A 20,069-nucleotide genomic window follows, 5' to 3' on the forward strand; every position below is an offset into this window, starting at 1 on the left:
TTGCCGAGCGGAACAGGGGGGCAGGCTGTAACTTGCGGAGCGACAAAACGACTGCTGAGCCCACGGATCGCAGCGCGAACCCACGGATGGCTGGCCCCCTGCCATCGGTGGGTTCGACCTGCCATCTGCGGGTGTTATTTTCGATGGTTCGCCGTTATAGCCCGGTCGGCGCCGATTTGGACTTCATCCGATTGATCAGCGGAACCGTCACCGCGATGATCATCAACGTCACGGCTACGGGAAACGGGATCAGGAACAGCCCCAGGACACCGATGACAAACAACCAGACCGCCGGCTCTTGAATCCAACCTTGGAACCGACCGCGGAACGGCCACATCAGGATGATCGCCAAACCGAATGTCAAGAGCGTGATGCCGTTGACCAACAGGTCCTCAAGCGACTCGCGCTGCGTAAACGCCTGCGTCAACGGCGGCCCCTGGTCGATCGAATCCAAGCGTCGGATGGCGACCACATCGAAACTGGAAAATCGATGTTGTGCGAACAACGTCTGCGGCAATCTGGGATTCGATTGCAAGAAGCGTCCGGCCAATTGCAGCAGTTGGCGGTCATAGGCATCCCATCGCTTTTGGGCGTCGCGATTAAGACTCGATCCGTCCGCCGCCATCGGAGACGCCTCCGCCGGACCGGAGTCCGACGTCGGCTGAGCGGACGTTGCGGAATCCTCGGTCGCCTGCGCGGTGCGGTTGGACGCCGCATTGTCCGAGGTGTTGCCCGAGGTGTTGCCCGAGGTGTTGTCGCCCGGTTGCGGGGGCGTCTCGACCATCCGAAACACGTGGCCGCTGCGGCCTGCGATTCCGTGGTAGCGGGCAATCCATGGCAACAGCCAACGTTTGATTTCTTCGTCGCTTCGTTCGGCCAGCATGTCACGGGAGCGATCGATCGCCGTGACGACACTCTCGGCCAACGCAAAGGCACGCATCGTAGCTCGTCGTTCGAGATCACGCTCGGGGCCCTCCCCGAGACCGACCTGTTGCTCAAGTTTCAATTGTCGATTTTGATCGGCCAGGGGAGCCTGATAAAACGTGACCCAAATGTCTCGCGTCGGCACGCCCACTAAGTCGCTCAAGTAGTGGGTGATGGCTCGTCCGGCGACCGGGACTTCGACCAAGACTTCCAACGATTGCGGAAGCCGGCTGTAGGCGAGCGGAACGCGCAGCTTGGTTGGGGGTGGGGGCGTTGTCTCGTCAGCGCCCCGATCTGCATCATTCGCGTCGGGGTCGGAATGCAAATCACTCAAGTCCACCTCGCGGCCGGCAGACCAGATTCCGATACAGGTCGCCCCGACCGGCAAGGCGACCGAGACTTCACTCCGGGTTTCCGGTAGCACGTCGAATCGCTGCAAAACCAGCGCGTGATCACCATCGAGAAACACCCGGGCGTCACAGGACAGGGCCAGCGGATTGATCGTCGCCTGCAACAGTGGTTCTAACTCGATCGACCAGTTGGTTTCGATCGGGGTGTAAAAGGAATAGCGTTCGGGCGATTCCACCTCGTTTTTGAATGAATCCAACCACCCTGTCGTGGCCTTGACCGAACGCACCGACTGGGCACGCCATTGAATCGCCTGGGTCGTCAACTGGCCCGGCACCGCGATTCGGTGGTTGCGTAGCCTGGCCCCCAGCACTGTCACCGCTGGCACACTGACTCGGACCTGATCCCGGTTCTTCAGGCTACCGGTGATCTGCACGCGGCGGACTTGCTCGTCGCCACGTTCCGATGGAACGGCGTCGTCGGGCATCGCGACGCGGATCACCGTCACGACGTCATCGCTGGACTCGCGTTTCGCCCAGACCCGTGCGCCGGTCACGTCCAGGTCGGCCGACCAACGTGTCGGCATCGTTAAATCGACATAGTCGGGTCGCTTGCCGCCGGGCAATTCCAACAGCGTGTCGCAAAACCACTGCCCGTCGGAGTATCGCATCCGGGTGATTTGATCACAGGTAAAAATCGAACCGGCGGCGCGACGGCTGACCACGATCTGGTCGTCCGCCGACGGTGTGCTGCCGGAGCGGGAATCCACCACCGGAATCCGTCCGGCCAACAAATCGTCCTTCGTCAACGCGGCTGGGGTCCACTTGTCGACGGGGTCGTCGCCATCGGGCACGGCGTTGTCAACGGGCGCGTTCGGGGTTTGGGTATTCGGGGGCTGGGTATTCGGGGTTTGCGTATTCGGGGGCTGGACCACCGTCACGTCGAGCGAGCGTTCACGCGTGATGCGATACGTCTCGTGGGTCTGGCCGTCGGAAGAGATCGCAAATCGGGGCAGCGAGGTCCGTCCCCGAATCGGGACCAGACTCTCGGCAAACAACTCGATCTTGGTGGTCCCATTGATTCGGTTGTCGCCGATCGCCAATTCGGTCTGCAGCCCCGTCGGCGTCTGGACCGTCAGGGGCGTGATGGACGTGACGGCTTCGTCGTTGACAAAACAATTGACCAATCGAAAGCGTGGGGGAATCGAGACGCGGATGCGTTGCAGACTCGGTCTCAGGTCGACCAGATCCGCCTTCAACCGGAGTTCCATCTTGGTCTCGGCGACGTGCAATCGGTGATCCAGTTTGACCGTCGGGGTCGGATATTTGTCTTGCAACAGAACGAAGGACGGGAACGACTCTTCGATCACAAAGGCGCGTTGAATCTTTCCGGGGTAGCCTCGCCAAACGGCGAGAAACTCGTCTTCAGTCGCCGGTTGCGATCCCTTTGCCAATTCGGAAACGCGAATCGACGCGGCCGACTCGATGGCGAACAACGTGGGGGATGAACGCTGGGACGCCGACGCGAAGACCTCGGGGATCGGCATCGTTTCACTGTCTTCGGTCGACGTCGGGTCGTTAAGCACCGACGGGAGCCGCCACAACAACCGGATCGGCGTGCTCAGACTGGATTGTTTTTCGAAGCGGTAGATTCCATTGCCGAGTGTCGCGTTGGCGTTTGAGGGGCGGTCGGGGCTATCGACAAGATCCGATTCGGCCATCGCCCAACCGACCGACGTCAGACTCGGTGGTGGCCCACCGAGAATCGTCAATTGCACCGTGTCGCCTTCCCGGAGTGTTTCTTCCGGTTTGATTTCACACTCGACAATCGTCGCTTCGATCCCGGCCGAAATCCGGTAGGCTCGGCTCAGGTTCTGCGCAGCGGTCTGCCCGGGACGCTTGACCGGTCGACACCGAATCGACAACTCACGGATCGGCCCCAAGTCAGCTTCGTATCGCCCCAATTCGGGACGGAACAACGACCGTCCCATTGGATCACCGAGCGAATCGACCTGGATTTCACGCGGCGCCTCGACGATCAACGTTGCCGAATGGATCGCCGGAATCGCCAACCGGATGACCGTGGTCGCCATCCCCGGCAACACGTCACCGTTGGCGATGTCGTTGAACAGGTCGGGACCGCCGAGCGAGTTTCCGCCGCTACGATTCTCCGACAGCGGGCGGTCAAGGCCATCCGCTCTTGCGTCGACGTTTCCCGATTCGCCGCCGAGCGTCAACACCGACGGCAGGTACGTCAGACGCAGCAGACTCTGACGACTCGACGGAATGGCCGCGGTCACCATCCCGCGTTCGTCGACGGTGAATCGGATGATTTGCGTTTCGCCATCCCCCACCCATTCAATTCGACGCAACGAGTCGGCGCGGACGGGCAGTCGCACGCGCGTCGATTCCCGCACTAACTGAATTTGATAGTCGGCTTGAACTTCTGCCGTGATCGAACCGGACGCATCACGTGGCGGCGTCAAGACGACACGGTACTCGGCCGATTGAAATTGGGCGTCGACCGGGCGGTCAGGATCAACGACCGAACGTATCGATTCGTAATCCGCACGCGACAGGTAAACCTTGTCCCCGACGGGCGCATAGTCCGCCGCCAGCGGCACCAACAACTCGATCGGATCGTTTTGCGGGGTCTCGCCGGTACCACTGCTATCGATCTCGCGACGCGGTTCCTCGCCGGACGAATCCTGCGCCGTCGCGACACCGGGGACGGCGGCAAGCATCCCGATCGTCAGCATCAAAATGGAATGCGTCGCTGAGACCGAAAAGTCCGCCGATCGGTCACGCGCACTTCGCTGCGATTGGGTGTCGTCCGACCGTAGCGTCCCACTACTGCCGTTGCTCGTCGTCTTGTCGCGGCGGCGTCGATCGGCCACCACCACCTGCAACAACCCGGCGGCGGCAAGCGGCACCGCGATCCAAGCCACGATCGCGTGCTGGGCCGGCCACCAGATGATCGATCCACTGATCGACGTCACCACCAGCACAAACAGCGTGTGAATTCCCAACGAGAACCAGCGTGCGATCGACCAGCCCAAACAGAACAGGACCGTCGCGGTCAGCCACCCCAGTCCGATGGCCGCGTCTCGCGAAACCAGAACCAACTCCGTCCCGTCCGCCGAATCCTCCGATCCCCCGGACTGCGCCGCCAACAGGTGCGGTGCCAGCAGGTCCGACGCCGAAACGCGGTGCACGAGCAGCGTTCCCGCACCGGCTTGATAGGACGCTTGATTGCGAATCACGTTGCCTTCCACCTCGACACGAGGAATCGGGCAGCGGCGAAACCAACCGCTCGACGAGTGGCGTCGACGCATCACGACGGAGACCTGATCACTCTGTTTTTGCGGGTTGATCCAAATTTCACCGGCACCGATGCGATCGGGAACGTAGCTGGTGTTGTTTCTGGAAACCGACACGAGTTCCAACTCTTCGTCGAACAAAACATGAATCGGTTTGCGAGTCGAAACGTCGGCAACCAAGTAAAACAGATCTTCAATGCGACTGTTGGCGACGACCTCCAGACGCTGGTCCCAAATCAAGGTCGCGGCGGAGTCTCGACGCGCCCGCCGCAACCGGATCTCCGGGCGAAGCAATGGTTCGTATCGCAGATGTTGCGGTTGGTCTCCAAATGGCTGCAAGGCATCGGCCGGTTCCGACCCGGGCACCAATTGAACGCCCGGCGGGATTTCGGTCACCTCCCAACTGGCATCGATCATGACCTCGGCGGTCTGCCCGCGCGTCCGCCGCACGCTCGGCAGCGAAAGCGTCAACTGGTCTTGGACGGGAAAGTACCGTCGTCCGACCAGTTCGTATTGGCGCAGGTCACGGCCTTCGAGTGTGATGACATAGGTCCCCAGCGGATCCAACGGCATCCGCTGGACACTGGAACTGGGCAGACTGACGGTTGCCGATTGATCGGTGCGGCGAAGCGACCAATCGAATTCTTCTTGCCGAGCGTTTCCGGTCAGCACCGAGAGTTCCGAGATCGGCTGCGTCGTCTCGGCGCGGACGACAATCGTTTCGGCAACGTCGCTGCCCTCGGTTTGAATCACGTGACGCAGCGCCACGCCGAAGGAGTCATCGACCGGTTCCAAGGTGACCGCGGGGATTTCGCCGGTGGGACTGCGGATCAACAAGGTTTCCGAAGTCGGTTGAAAAAAGGCGATCGATTCTTCGTCCAGCGTGGAGGACTCGAAGCGTCCCGGAAGCATCACCGAATTGCCATCCCATCGCCGTAGCGGCGGAGGTTGGATGGAGATCAGATGAGCACCGACGTGCTGCTCGGGGCGCACGATCCAAGTCGAATTCATCGCCAACCGGTTGCGATTCCTCGGCAAATTTTTTCGCGCAATCACTTCGACTTCGAATGTCGCCTGCGCCGACTCGCTCGGTGTCGGCCAAATGACCCATTGGTTGGCGCCGACGGGCACTGTGATTCGGCGTCCGGAACCGAGAACGGTGACCGAGTCGACGTTCCAGTCCGGATTGACGTTCATGCGAAAGGGCGACTGGTGGTTTTGCAACAACCGGCATCGAATACGGCTGTTGGATCGGACCTCTGGGGCCGGGGTCTGCTGGACACGCAAACGCGTCCAAATCGCCTCGATGAATCGCTCTTCCTTTTCAATCAACCTCAGCCGCGACCAGGTGGAATCCGCTTCAGCGGATTGCGGCGGCGGACCGTCGGCGATCAATAGGGTTTCGCCGGCGCGGGTCGGAGTCTGAATCGATTGCCGCCATGTCGGCGGCAAGTCCCATTGTGCGACTTCCAAGGGGTCCATCACCGCCACGATGGTTTGCGTCGACGCTTCGGTCCACAGCACGTTCGGTTCGACCGGGATCACCGACGGCAACTCGCAAATGCCATCGTCGAGCTCCCAAGTCGACGTCCCCTCGATCGTCAACGTCACCACCTCCGACACCAGTTCGGGGCGGAGTGTTCCGCCGGCCGCGTTGGCGTTCAACGAATCCATGACACCGGCGACATTGCCGGGCAGATCGACATCGATCAACGATTGTCCGTCTTCACGACGCAACACTTGATAAGGCGCTTCGATCGAGTTGACTCGGATCGCCGTGACGGTCCCCAACGGCGAACGCAGACGCAGACGGTTGCGTTGGCGAGGGAGCTGGAGCGTCATGCGGTGGATCCACGAAACGCCCGATAAATCCACCTCGTATTGTTTGGACTCTCGGCGGATGAACAACGGTTGATTGGTATCGTCGCTGGACCGTCGCCGCGCAAAGATCTCCAGCCGATTCAGGCCACCGGCTTCTAACACATACCATCGGATGTCGCCGGTACGGGTCTGGACATCCGCATCCGGGGGCGGGCCGGGACGTTCGACCAACACTCCCTGGCTGGATTCCAGAACGATGTCGCTGGGTGTCGAAATGACCAACCGCGTCTGTGATGTCCTTGGCAATCGCAAATCAAACCGTTTCGCCGCGCCCAAGGATTGACTCCGCAGCGTCCATCCGAAACGAATTTCGGATTGAGTCCAACCGTCGGAAACGACGTCTGCCGATGAACGGTTGCCGGCAGCCCCGCCCGGCTCTTGCGGTGCCCCTTGAGACGCTGCTCCCTGAGAGACGGAGTCCTGAGATGTCGCGTCCTGCGATGCTGTTCCCTGCGATGCGGAAGGCGTGTTGGCGGTAATCGGCTTGGGGATCACCGCAATCAACTCGCCCGCGGCATCGATTTCCAGCCGCGGCAAATTCACCGTCGACGCCGACAGCGGCGAACGCAGTCCGCCGGCGGAGTCCGTGATCGCCAAATTGACCTGTCCCAGCTTTCGCCGAATGATCGGGCGACGCCGGTGCTCGAGCACCAACTTGCTGCCCTCGCTGATGAACAGATCTTCGTCGAGCCGGATGTCATAAAACCCGCTGACCAAGCGGGCCTGATCGGAATCCGCGAACCGCTCGGTGCCCGTCCCGATCGCCTCACGCAATTCACTGATCGAGACCGCACGAAAATCAGGCGGGACCAAATCGACGATCTGTGAAAGGAACACACCGATCGGTCGCAGCGGCCGACCGTCGCGGTCGCGATGCGGTAGCGGCAGCGTCAAACGCTCGCGTGGTGCCAGTACCGGTGCCAGTACCGGTGCCAGTGCCGGTGCAACATCGCCCGCCTCCGCATCGGTCACCCCAGAACCGGAGCGTTCCCCCTTCATCCCCTCCGTCTCTCCTGCCTCCTTGTCTCCTGTCTCCTTGTCTCCCGTCTCCTTGTCTCCCGCCTCCTTGTCTCCCGTCTCCTTGTCTCCCGTCTCCTTGTCTCCCGTCTCCTTGTCTCCCGTCTCCTTGTCTCCCGTCTCCTTGTCTCCCGTCTCCTTGTCTCCCTCCTCCTTGTCTCCCGTCTCCTTGTCTCCCGTATCCGCCGCGGGTTGCACGACCGCCGGTGTCGGTGCCTCGCCTTGTTCTTGTTGACCGAAGCCGGTCCCCGTCCAGAGCGTCCCGCAACCGATCACGGCCAGCACACACAGCAGCACGGATCGAATGCCGGACGAGCACCGGGCACTGCCATCGGGAACGCTCGACGTGCCCGAGGAGGACGCCCCGGCGTGCCCGGCCTGGCAAGCCTTGATGTCGCTCACCGGGCGGTTCATGAAGCCACCTCGTTGGCCGATTTGGAGACGTCTTCGGGGCCAATCGAATGCGTCACGGCGATACTGCTGGGCGGCCGATAATCGGGCGGTTGCCGACGACTTTGTGTCGATGCATCGAGCCGCGGTTCACGCGTGCTGGTCAACACGCGCGAGGGTGTGGGCAAGACCAGGTTGCGGATGGCCAGCATCACGATCACCAACACCAACGACAACATCGAGACTTGTCCGACCAGAATTGCGGCATCGGGAGCCGCGGCCAACAGGCCCGCAAAACAGACAATCGCGACGACGGCCGACAACGGATTGCGCGTCGCGGGAATGTACGTCAACACCGCGGTCACAAACACGATCACGCCGGCCACGATCATCCACAGGATGGTTCGGGTACCGACCAGCGCCCGAAACGAGCGGTCATCCATCGACGAAAAGAGATAGCGATTGCCGGTCGGCATCGGACTCAGATCGACGAGATCGGGCTGCGTCGCGGCGATCCGATTGACCAGCGTGGTCTCGGTCATCAGCGGGCTGCGAATCAACCGCCAACGGTCAACCCCCCACTGCATCTCACGTCCGACCGAAGGCGTCGCCCATACCAGATGGCAATCCGATGGCACCGTCATCTGCCATACAAGTTGCCCAGCCCCCGGACCGACATGCGCCAGCGGGACGATGGTCTGAAACAGACCGCCGCTGGTTCGGTCGACCCATAATCGCACATCGATCAGGTGCTGCTGTGTGTCGGAGGGGACACGCACGACCAGGCGTTCTCCCACCATCTTAAACGCCGCGGGTTCGCCGTTGAGCGTGACTTGGATTTCAGTTTGATCGGGATACAAAAGTTCCAATTCGAATTCGCCGGTCCCCTCCAGACTGGCGATCAATTGATCGTGCTGCGAGATCTCGCTGATCGCCGTTCGCACCACAATCTTGCCGGTCAGCAATTCGCTGCTGGCCGGTGCCCGCGGCGAGATCCGCAACGGAACCGTTTTGGTCGGCAGCGTGCGAAAGACCAACTGATCGGTCAGCGATTTCTCGGCCGGCGTGATGTCATGCGATTCGCCTCCCAACAACTCCAACTCGACCTTGCCCCGCAACGTGATGTCTTGAACCAGCGGATACGGCAAGCCGATTTCGACCAGTGTTTCGGAGGTGTCGGGATTGAAGGTCACGGTTTCCGAATGGATGAAACGCACCTCCATTTTGCCATCGGCAAGCGCATCGGAAACCAGATCGTATTGCTGGGTCTGCGACGACCCCGCCGCCGGATCCTGCTCCGCGTCCTGCTGGCTATTCTCGACCGCGGCCGACGAATCCGACTCGACCGGCTGCAGCTTCGCCGCACGGTCATTCACTTCGACGGACCATTGATTGGGCGTCGAGCCCGGTGCCGCCGTGACCTCCTCGCCGGTCGGTCCATCCGATGACGTCGCCGATGCCGCCCCGGCCGATGCCGCCCCGGCGACGGCCTTGATCGGCTCGGGGATCGCAACCTGCAATCGCCCTTCCAGGTCGACGGGGGTTTCGATCAGCCACGTGACGGTCGTCACCAACTGATCACCGATCAACTTGACGTTGGCTTGGTTTTCCAGACTGATGCGGGGCGGACGCTCGACCATTTCCCCGATGATGCGGGCGGCCGATTCGGGAGGCATCACGGCGAACACTCGGATCGCGTCGACATCCCGCGGATCGTCCACCGAGGCGCGTTCACTGTTGCCGACGCGTTCCAACCCGCTGCCGGTTGCCGAATCCGCCGTTCGCTCCAGATTGACTGAGCGTTCCAAATCGACGACGAACGAACGTCGTCCTTTACCGGACAGCCGCACGATGGCTTCTTGGATCGTGATCGGATCGCGACGGTCCCCCGAACCGACGATCCGCGGCACCGGCAAGTCGATCCGCTGATCCTCCTGTGGCGACGACGCCTCCTGGATCGGACGCCGCGCCTTGATCAACACCGGAATGCTCTCTTCCATCCCCGTGTAACTGACTTCGATTTCGATCAAGTCGTCCGATTCGTACCACGGAAGCGGAGCACCGGTGCGGGCATTTTCAATTTGGGTCACCTGCCAATCCGACAAATCGACGCTCAACAATTGCGAGCGATTGCCGTTTCCGACCGATCGAATCTCCATCGCCAGATTCGCATAGTTGTCCTGCAACTCGATGTCACACTCGCTGGAAACGCGGAACTCACGTTTGGTCGCGTCCAACCAGATCGGCAACGTGAACGCACCGCGAATGAATTGAAAGGAATAGCTCCGCTGATCGACCGTCGTTTCCTCCTCGACGGCCGGCGTCGTGTTTTTGACATACGATCGTTGGTGCCACCGCAATCGATAATCCGCGCCCGTGGTGATGTTGATCGTGCCCTGGTTGCGAAGCGCCTCCTCGACGACGGGGACCTGCAAGGACAACGGTTTCTTGACCGTCGGTGAATCACTGGGCAGCTCCAATCGGAACTCCAACACGATGCTCTGTCGACGCTCGAACTTGGGGATCGTGACGAGATACAGTTCGTCGTCGTCGGCGTCGGGTTTGGAGAGTTCGACTTGCTGACCGAATTGACCGCTGGTGATCAATTTCGGCTCGTCGCGCAACGAGGCGCCCGGTGGAAGCCGGAGTTTAAAACTGGAGATCGGACCGCGCGAATCACGCACCGTCATCTTCACGTCTTGCAACAACGGATCCTGCGGAGAATTCCATTGCATCGAAATCCCGCTGGTCGCTTCCAGCAACGGCACCGAAACAGGACGATCCATCGTGCCCCACTGAAGCGTGAAACGGCCTCCGCTGCTGATCACCTTGAACTGGCTGCGTCCCGCGTTGTCGGTCGACGTTTCAATGACTTCATCGTCTCGATTGGGAATCACGCCGACGACGTCGCGCGAATCACTGACCAAGTTGATTTCCGTCGCCGCGAGCGGCAAGCGAAAATCCAGGGCGTGCAGCACATCGGTCTCGACCCGAGCGGACATCTGCATGCGGAATCCGACGACGGTGTCCCGGGCGACGGAGGCGAGTAATTCATAATCCCCGGTGTCCTGGTCGACCGATACGGCCAGCTTGTTGCCGTTCTCGGCGCCGGAGAAGAACTCGACCGGTCCCAGGCGGTGAAAGTTCTCCATCGCCAACGGAATTTCGATCATCTCTTCGGCGGTCGCGTCGACTGCCACGCGCACCTCCACCGACAACTCCGCCCGATTGCCATCGACACGCCCGTCGATCTTGACCGTGTCATAGACATAGCGACGGGTCTGGTTCTTGCCGCCCCGTTCCAGTTCCAAATACCGCTCGTAGTTCATCCCCGGCGCATAGATCGGGTTCTCGGAGACGTCCAGAAACATCATCCCCTTGATCGGCAACTTTCCCGACTCGGCCGGCGGCGCCGAGGGGCGGAGGATTTCCGGTGGCGGATACGTGCCCGGCGGCTGCCCGTGGCTCGGTCCGCCCAGCGCCAGTGACAACCACACTCCGGCGTACACCAACACCGACGCAGCGATCGATCCGGCCGACATCAATGCCGCCGAAAAGATATTCGTTACCGAATCGGTGCGATTCATAAACCAGGTGGACTCGATACGGTCTGCGGCAACGCGGCGAGCCGACCGGGACTCGCGAGCAAGCAGCACGTGGCGGAAATAGAAAGGAGAGGGAAGCGGCCCATGCTTGCGTCAATGGCGGACCATCCGTTCAGGAAACACCCCTTTAGTTTACGCAAACCACGCAACCGGAAACAGCAAAAGCGCGCCCTTCGGGCCCGGATTTCGTCGGTCCGCCCTCGGCCCGGGACTTTAAATCATCCAACCGCACAATTCTGCAACATCGTCACATTCGTCCCAGCTGCCCCACCATTGGCCGGACGCGTCCAACAGGGCGGGCCGACCCGTCGCGTCACGGGAGAACGCGCCCCAGTTCGCCACCGGGAATTGCCAAGTGTTTCGGATCCGTCGCCGAACCGCAAAAAGCCTTGGCAGCTTCCGCTTCCGCGTTAACCCCTTGGATTGAACCTGGACGAAGCACTAGTTCAGCGGCAGCGGGCTTTCCGATAACGCGTCGCTCGCCGCGCTGATCCACTTCGCGTCGATCACCGTGCCGGCACGATTGACAATCAGCCAGGGTCGGGCTCGCCGAATCACGCCCTTTTCTAGAAACTCGCCGAACAACGTCACACGCTGCGTCTGTTCGGTGTCCATCGCCCCTGACTCTCCCGCATCCTGGGGCCCGAGAATGACCGCGACGGCGCAATCGCCAGTGTTGGCGTGATGGATACGGCATTGCGATCCAGCCACGCGCTCGCCGCGGGCCCCCTCGCCGGCGGGCAAGACCAGATCGAGCGTGGGGTGGGAATCCAACAGCGTCGTCTGAATCGAAACCAGTAACTCAAAGCAGGCGTGGGTCGGGTCGGCGGCGAACCCGTTCCATCGAACCGGCCGGACGACCAATCGAAACCCGAACTGACGGTCGTCGGATTGGGGAAAAGACAGGTGCAACTCGTCGCCGCGGACGAATTGTTCATCCAAACGCGGCAACGTTTGATCACCCGGGGCGACCAACTGGATGGACTGGTCCCCGACGTGGAGTGCGACACCGTCGCGACCTCCACGGGCTTCGATTCGCCAAACCGAATCTTCGATCTGCCAAGCCGCGATGCCGATTCGATTTGGGGCCGTCAACCACATTCCATTCAGCTCGCGTATTCGGCGCCGAAGAATTCTTTGCTGTCGTCGACGTTCGGCTTGATCGTGCGAGCACCTTCCTGCCAGTTGGCCGGGCACACTTCGCCGTTTTCTTCAAAGTACTGAAGCGCCTTGACCATTCGCAGGGCTTCATCGACGCTTCGCCCCAGCGGCAGGTCATTGACCACTTGGTGCCGCACCACGCCTTCTTTGTCGATCAGGAACAGACCACGCAAGGCCACGCCGCCGTCGAGCAAGACGTCGTAGTCACGCGAAATCTGCTTGCTCAAATCCGAAACCAAGGGGTATTCGGTTTTGCCGATCCCGCCGGCGTTTCGCGGCGTGTTGGTCCACGCCAAGTGGCTGAAGTGGCTGTCCACCGAGACACCCAGGATTTGCACGCCCAACTCGGCGAAATCCGAGGCACGATCGGAAAACGCGATGATCTCGGTCGGGCACACGAAGGTGAAATCCAGCGGCCAGAAGAACAGCAGGACGTATTTGCCCTTGTAATCGCTCAAGGAGATTTCTTTGAACTGGCCGTCGGGCAGAACGGCTTGTGCTTTGAAGTCAGGGGCCTGTTGGGTAACCAATACGCTCATAGGACCGGTCAAAACTCGCAGTCGAGGAAAGTTCGAGGTGAACGGCGACTGCAGATGAGTCGCCATAGCCGGGCGGAACGTGACCGCTCCGCCGCTTCCCCACACTATCCAGCAGGTGCAAGTTTCGGACAAGCGGGCACAGAAAAAACACCCGCCCTGATCCGTCAGTCCCGAATCGCTTCGCCCTGATCACTCCGTCGGCGGTCGACGCGGTCGTTCCCCACCGGGCGTGTCCCCGCCGCGGTCCGCACCGGGTCGATCTCCGCCGGGCCGACCACCGCCGCCACGACGCATGTTGGCCATCCGCGCTTGCATCGCCTTTTCGATCTCTTCACGCGACAATTTGCCGTCTTCGTTGGTATCAGCACGGTCTAGCATCTGGGCCATCCGTTCGGGCAATTCGTCGGCAGCCAGCAGGCCGTCGCCGTCCTTGTCCTGGGTCATCAATCGATCCAACATGGCTTTGGGATCGCCAAATCCGCCCGGACCACGTCCTCCTGGACCACGGTCTCCCGGACCACGTCCTTCTGCGGCATCTCCCGGTCCGGGCCCTCGTCCGGCCTCACCGTCGCGGGGTCCGCGCCCGCCGGGACCTCCCGGTCCGCCGGGTCCGCCGGGTCCGCGGTCGCCAAATCCACGTCCACCGGGACCGCCGCGTGACGGAACCATTTCAGCCAAATCAATTTTGCCGTCTTTGTTTTTGTCCAGTGTTTTGAGCGCTGCACTCGCACCGGCGATTTCTTCCTTCGAAATCACGCCGTCTTTGTCAGCGTCCAGTGCAGCGATCACCGGCAGCCGCAGCAGCATCTCCGGTCCCGGGCCGCCCGGTCCTCCGGGGCCGCCGAATCCGCCGCGGGGGCCTGCCTGGTCTCCCCGCTCTCCCCGTTCTCCCTGTTCGCCGCGGCGGCCGCGTGGGCCCCCACGTTCGCCACCCCCGTCTCCCTCGCGAGCCTCGGGACGACCGCGTCGCCGGCCCTCCTCGGACTCCTGTGCCATGGAATGGGAAGCGGAAATCGCGACGGCGAGCCCTGCGACACCGCAAAGGGTCAACCGCAGGGCGGTCTTGGTTCGAATCTTCATTGGATGGTATCCCGGCGTGATGAGCAAACGTCTAGCGGCCAACAACCTCGATTGCCGCTGTTTCGCAAGACTCGAAGATACTTGACCAACACGTCCATCAAAGTGACGACGATGGCGGTAGAATCGAGATTGCGAAGGCCGACAAAGGTGTCGGCCCCGTGATTGAACGCTGTGCGATCGCTATGGTTTCGCAGCACCAGCCCAATTTAGCAGTGTCAGCCGACGAACGCTGGGCCTGCCGAACGCTGGGCCTGCCGATTTCCTTCGCCGAACCACTCAACATTTCCGGGCGAATTCGATGAGTGAACCAGACCATGATCCGCCGCCAGAATTGTTCGACAATGATGGCAGCTATATTTGTGACAGTTGCGGCGAAGAAATCGTGATCCCTTTGGACCCGGCCGCTGGCCACTCCCAAACGTTCGTGGAAGACTGCCCGGTTTGCTGCAACCCGAGCGTGATTCATGTCGACTGGGACGGCTCCGAAGCACGCGTTTGGGCGGAATCCGAACAAGACCGCTTCTGAACGGCGTCTCTCATTTCCCCCTTTCCCTTTGCACTGTCCCCCTTTCCCTTTGCCCTGCGCCCCGCGAGAACACCCTCCATGCGACTTCCACCCTGGGCCATCGAAGCAATCCGTAACGGCGTTGCCGACGTGGCCCGCAAAGCGAGCGACACCGAAACGATCGTGCGAGTCAAGGCACAGGCCGCCGAACTGCTTCGCGACCTTCCCGAAAACGCCTCGCGCGGCCTCGACGCGCTCGTCAAAACGGCCAGCGAGACCGCGCGCGGCGCGATCGACCAGGGCCGCGAATCGGTGCTCCGCTGGACCGAGCGTCAGACCGATCTGGCGGTTCGCTGCCTGAATGCCAGCGGGGTGTTACTTACCCGCCGGGGCTCGGGAATTTCGGTTTCGGATCATGTCTTACAACTCGGTTGCGATGTCCTCCGCGGAGACTGCGTCGACAACGACCTGAAACAACAACTGGACCGGTCGCTGACGCGTTTGCTCGATGTCGACGGACACGCCGTCGCCGTGGCCACCAGCCTCGATGCGGCGATCGCGTCGCTGAGCGTGTTGGCGAAAGAGCGAAAACTGGTCATGCACCGCAGCCAAGCAATCCGATTGCCCTCCGGCACACCGCTGCCCGATGCGTTCCCCGGCCTGACGCTGACCGAATGCGGCGGAGTCCAAACGTTGGAGCCGAGTGACTTTGACGGCATCGACCACGCCTGCGTGATCCTGGCCGACGATGGCATTCACCCCGTCACGGCGATTCCATTGAAAGGCCGCGATGTGATCAGCATCGCCGTCCTTCCCGTCGCCACGATTCACCAAGGCCATGAATCGATCCCCAGCGCCGAATCGCTGCTGCGGTCCGGAATCGATCTGGTCGTGCTGCCCGGCGGCCCGCTGACTGGAGGCACGACGGCGGGCATCCTGGCGGGAAAAAAAACATTGATCGAATCCATCCAGCAGGACAGTCGTTGGAACACGCACGCCGCATCCGCGGGAATCGTTGCGATGACAGTCGCCGCCATGACCGCTCCCGATCCCAGCCCGTTGTCGGTCCTGATCGAGACCGGCGAAGACAACTTGCGCAGTCGCGCCGAACGGATGGCGACCCGGCTGACGGCCGAAGAATCGATCACCAGTTGTCAGATCACCGATCGATCGGCCCGGCTTGTCGCGGGCGCCCGCTGGGAATTTCCCTCACGGCAACTCAACCTCCGCCACCAAACGCTTTCGGCCGAACGCTGGGCGGATCAACTGGTCAAACAAAACCCCGCGGTGCTGACCACGATCGACGGCGAGAACCTGGTGATCGACTTTCGCTGGCTGCCCGCCGGCGAAGACGCCACCCTGGCCGACGCATTGGGTTCCAGTGAAACATCCGAGACGGCAGCCGTCCCCACCGAGGGTCACTAACCGATAACGCGTTGATTGCATCGACCGACAGCGTGCGAATTAGCGATCTTCACTCCGTGGCCGCCCCGTCCAGAATTTGCCGATCTCCCAAGCGTAACCACTCGGGATGAAGCGTTCGAATCCGGCGCCCGGATAGTTCGTCAGCTCGCCGATGTACAGCTGCTGGCCGATCACGTAGAAGTCGACGCGTAGGAACTCGAACGGCTCGGCCAGGATCTCGGCCAGCTCGATCATGCGTGGCAAGCACGCCGGACACAGATCAGGTTCGTGGTTCTGCAGCGTCCAACGCGCCGGCAGCGGGTTCCATTGTGGGTCGTACACGTTGCGAGTGTGCTGATCGAAGCGGCCGCGGTCCACCTGCAGAAAACGCACCTTGCCGCCGATGACATAGGCCTTGTAGTCGGGCGGCAGCCCGCCGCAGTCGTCGCTCAACATCGTCTCTGCCATCAACCGACGTGGCACACCACGATAGCACCATTCGCGATTGACTTGGCTGTAGCAGCGTCTCAGCCAGCGACGCATTTGGTCCCGCACCTCGTCCTCATTAAGCTCGTCCTCAGCCCGTACGATCAGCACCAAGCCACTGGCAGCGGTGGGCTTGAGCACCAACGGGCGCGGCAGGGTCGACAGCGGCACGTCTTCGGGCCGGTCCCACACGCCCAACAGCGGCACCAGCACATCAGCACCGACGCGTTCGGCAATATAATGGCGCGACTTAATCTTGTCGGCGGGAATGCTCAGCATCGGATCGCGACAGCGCAGCATGTATTCGTGGATGTGCTCGTTGAAGCTGCGGGGGTGCCGATAATCGGGCCAGGTGCCGAAGAAGACGCGATAGCCCAGACGCAGGTAGACGCTGTCGGGGAACGGCCACAGCAGGACGCGGCCGATGCCTACCGACAGCTTGTGTAGATCGTATTCCCGCCAACGGCGAATGAATGCCGTGACGGAACTTCGCAGGCCCCGCCGCCGGCGTTTGAGCGGTTCGCATGGATGATTGGACAGAGCTTCTACGCTGACGGTTGTCTTCGTTCGGCTTACATGAGAGCCCGCTCCGGCGTCGGCCGCCGGAGCAGAGTGGCGGCAAGCTGAACCATCGTTGGTTTCCTTCACAGGTCGATCAACCTCTTGGACCGATCCGGTCACTTCACTGGCGAGCATCGGTCACCGTTTCGCATCTTCCAGCGACGTCTTGATTCTGCCGGGCGTCGGGATTTGCATCGCGATCCCGATCACCGCCAACACGATCGGGATCAGGTGCGCCAAGTTGTTGTCGATGAACATGAAAATGGCGTTGATGATCGCCGGGCCCTCCACCAACGCTTGGCCGATCAGCGTGTACGTTGCGACGGTGCCGAGAAAAGCCTGGCCCGACGGTGGCAGCGGTGAATCGCCTTCCAGCGGTCGCGGCAACTCCTCCGCAGACGCCTTGAGCTGTGCCGCCGCTTGGTTCTTCATGATTCCGCGCAGCACGATCGCGGCCCCCGCGGCGCCGATGAAGATGCCATAACCGATGATCAGAAACAGCATCGCGTCCCCGTCAAATCGCAGCAGTTGCTGATCTTCGGGAGGGTTCGAGAACACCAGATAAGCCAGAATCACCGTGATCATCACCACACCGCTGATCAGCGCCAATGAAATCACGGTACCGATTCGCGCCGCCGCGTTGATCGTCCCTGCCGATCGTCCCTGGGGAAACAATCCCCCTGGTGTTGTCGAACTTGCCACGTAAGGATTCTGTGCTGGGTCATTCATGTCGTGTTCGTTCGCCCTGTTTTTTGTTTTCTGACGGATCGCCTGTGCGTCTGTACTATACCGATCATTTCGAATTGCCGTTGCCGCCGACGCACCGGTTTCCGATGGACAAGTACCGTCGTCTGCGACGTCACGTCGCGACCAGCGATGCCCATCGCAACGACGTGTTGCTGGTGCCACCGGCGGCCACGGATGATCAACTGCGTCTCTGTCACGACGCGGACTACATCGCTCGGGTGGTAGACGGCAGCCTGTCGACTCCGGAAATTCGGCGGATCGGATTCCCCTGGTCGCCCAAAATGGTCCAGCGGTCACGGCGCAGCACCGGTGCGACCATCGCGGCCTCCCGCAGCGCCTTGACCGACGGCATTGCCGCCAACCTGGCCGGCGGCACGCATCATGCATTTGCCGACGCCGGTGAAGGGTACTGCGTGTTTAACGACGCGGCGGTCGCGATACGAACTTTGCAATCAGAATCGCTGATCAAGCGTGCCTGCGTGATCGACTTGGACGTTCACCAGGGCAACGGCACCGCATCGATCCTCGCCGCTGACGCCTCGGCGATCACGATGTCGATGCACGGGGCGAAAAATTTTCCGCTCCGCAAGGTCCCCAGCGATCTGGATGTTCCGTTGGACGACGGCACCGACGACGACGCGTACCTGGAAAAACTCTCGCAAGCCCTTGGCACCCTCGACCGTTGGCGGGCCGACGGCGAATTCGATTTGGCGATCTACCTGGCCGGAGCAGACCCCTACGTCGGCGACCGTCTGGGCCGAATGTGCCTGTCGAAATCCGGACTCGCCGAACGCGACCGCACCGCCTTGCAGTGGTGCATCGACCGCACGATCCCCGTCGCGATCGCGATGAGCGGCGGTTACGCCTCGAACATCGATGAGATCGTCTCCATCCACGCCGCAACCCTGCAACTCGCCAGCGGCCTGGCGGCAGACCGATAGTGCTAAGTGAAGCGAAAACTAAGCACCATGGCTCCCCTCTCCCCCGATTCCTGACGAGCCTAAGCGAGTCAGGAATTGGGGGAGAGGGGCTGGGGGTGAGGGGGATTGATTCTGTGCGCGGTTGCTGGATGACGGCAACGATGCGCTTTCGATACCCGGTGGGTCTGGCGGTATGTCGTACGCCGGAAGGCGACCTACATCAAATCGACTCAGCAGAAATCAACTTCAAATTCATTCGATCGGCCGCGCTGATCACGAGCAAACTCGGTGGCGCGAGATTGCATCGTCGGTTCATCATGCGGATTCCCCCTCACCCCCGGCCCCTCTCCCCCAAACAAGCCTCTACTCGTCGCAACGTTTTCGATTTCTAAAATCACTTGACGTCCATGATCGATCCGAATCAACCCAGAGGCTTGTTCGGGGGAGAGGGGAGCCATTTTCGGGTAAGTCGCTTCTCGATTTAGCGGCATCGCCCAACACCTCCACCAAAATTCTTTGAAACACCCGCCCGCCCCGTCCGCTTGGTTCTTCAGTCAAGGACAACGAATGCGGCGAGTGACTCGACGGACTGCCGCCTTCTAAATTCAAAATCTCTGTCGAATCGCGTGAAGGTCTAGAACCATGTTGAAACGAATCCTGTTCGCTGTCGCTCCGTTGGTGATGATTTTTGGCTCGGTCAGTGCCGATGACGACTTGCTGCAATCGCTCGCCGCCCTGGACACGAATCTGATCGCCGCGGCGGAGGCATCGGCCGACAACGTCGCGGATGATCAAGACAACTTCGGGCAAGCCGACGTCGACGCCTTGCTGGGCGATGACGACAAAGACGAAGACACCATTGCAGCCTGCTTCCGACGCGTCGGATACGGCTACGGTTATTCGTCCAGCTATCGCAGCTACGGATACAGCTACGGTTACAGCCGCGGCTACAGCTACTACCGTCCAACCTACAACTACCACTGCTACCGTCCGGTCTCGTACACGTACTACCACCCCGTGACCTACCACGTCCCGGTCTACACCAGCTACTGGGCCTGCTACTAAGACAGCAGCGTCCCCGAACAACGGTGTCGGCATGCATTGTTACCCACAGGCCCGGCGAGTGCACTGAATCACTCACCGGGCCTGTTTTTTTGACAGCACCCAAACTCTCACGAGACA

The 20,069-nt window shown here is 61.3% G+C and carries 11 protein-coding genes; 4 read left to right on the forward strand and 7 right to left on the reverse strand.

Going from position 1 to position 20,069, the window contains the following annotated elements:
• Positions 1–154: 154 nt before the first annotated feature.
• The 5 genes from TBK1r_RS31795 to TBK1r_RS31815 form a co-directional block, all read right to left on the reverse strand.
• A complete protein-coding gene (locus TBK1r_RS31795) occupies positions 155–7,903 on the reverse strand; it encodes a hypothetical protein (protein ID WP_145219443.1) in 7,749 nt (2,582 codons plus the stop codon).
• Positions 7,900–11,466: a hypothetical protein gene (locus TBK1r_RS31800; protein ID WP_145219446.1), complete on the reverse strand. Its 3,567-nt coding sequence runs from the start codon at positions 11,464–11,466 to the stop codon at positions 7,900–7,902. Before TBK1r_RS31800 ends, TBK1r_RS31795 begins: the two co-directional genes overlap by 4 nt.
• A 459-nt stretch (positions 11,467–11,925) precedes the next feature.
• Positions 11,926–12,579, reverse strand: coding sequence for a hypothetical protein (locus tag TBK1r_RS31805; protein ID WP_145219448.1), 654 nt, complete (start codon positions 12,577–12,579; stop codon positions 11,926–11,928).
• A gap of 11 nt (positions 12,580–12,590) precedes the next feature.
• Entirely contained in the window at positions 12,591–13,184 is a 594-nt protein-coding gene (locus tag TBK1r_RS31810; RefSeq protein ID WP_145219450.1) for a peroxiredoxin, read from the reverse strand.
• A 189-nt stretch (positions 13,185–13,373) separates the two neighbouring features.
• A complete protein-coding gene (locus TBK1r_RS31815; RefSeq protein ID WP_145219453.1) occupies positions 13,374–14,264 on the reverse strand; it encodes an EF-hand domain-containing protein in 891 nt (296 codons plus the stop codon).
• A gap of 298 nt (positions 14,265–14,562) precedes the next feature.
• Between TBK1r_RS31815 and TBK1r_RS31820 the strand changes: the two genes are divergently transcribed.
• Together TBK1r_RS31820 and TBK1r_RS31825 are read left to right on the forward strand one after the other, a co-directional pair.
• Complete coding sequence (locus TBK1r_RS31820; RefSeq protein ID WP_095739390.1) at positions 14,563–14,790, forward strand: CPXCG motif-containing cysteine-rich protein; 228 nt, start codon at positions 14,563–14,565, stop codon at positions 14,788–14,790.
• A gap of 78 nt (positions 14,791–14,868) precedes the next feature.
• Positions 14,869–16,194, forward strand: a complete 1,326-nt coding sequence (locus TBK1r_RS31825) for a hypothetical protein (RefSeq protein ID WP_145219455.1) — start codon at positions 14,869–14,871, stop codon at positions 16,192–16,194.
• Positions 16,195–16,233: 39 nt separating this feature from the next.
• On the opposite strand, the gene TBK1r_RS31830 is transcribed toward TBK1r_RS31825, so the two are convergent.
• Positions 16,234–17,307, reverse strand: a complete 1,074-nt coding sequence (locus tag TBK1r_RS31830) for an ATP-grasp fold amidoligase family protein (RefSeq protein ID WP_419580594.1) — start codon at positions 17,305–17,307, stop codon at positions 16,234–16,236.
• Between the two features lie 51 nt (positions 17,308–17,358).
• Positions 17,359–17,949 (reverse strand): hypothetical protein, encoded by a 591-nt coding sequence (locus tag TBK1r_RS31835; RefSeq protein WP_145219459.1) that lies wholly within the window; start codon positions 17,947–17,949, stop codon positions 17,359–17,361.
• A 44-nt stretch (positions 17,950–17,993) separates the two neighbouring features.
• On the opposite strand from TBK1r_RS31835, the gene TBK1r_RS31840 reads away from it, so the two are divergent.
• Together TBK1r_RS31840 and TBK1r_RS31845 are read left to right on the forward strand one after the other, a co-directional pair.
• Positions 17,994–18,908: a histone deacetylase family protein gene (locus TBK1r_RS31840; protein WP_145219461.1), complete on the forward strand. Its 915-nt coding sequence runs from the start codon at positions 17,994–17,996 to the stop codon at positions 18,906–18,908.
• A gap of 621 nt (positions 18,909–19,529) precedes the next feature.
• Complete coding sequence (locus TBK1r_RS31845; protein WP_145219463.1) at positions 19,530–19,952, forward strand: hypothetical protein; 423 nt, start codon at positions 19,530–19,532, stop codon at positions 19,950–19,952.
• Positions 19,953–20,069: the final 117 nt, after the last annotated feature.

The organism is Stieleria magnilauensis (assembly GCA_007753675.1).
Lineage (GTDB): Bacteria > Planctomycetota > Planctomycetia > Pirellulales > Pirellulaceae > Stieleria > Stieleria magnilauensis.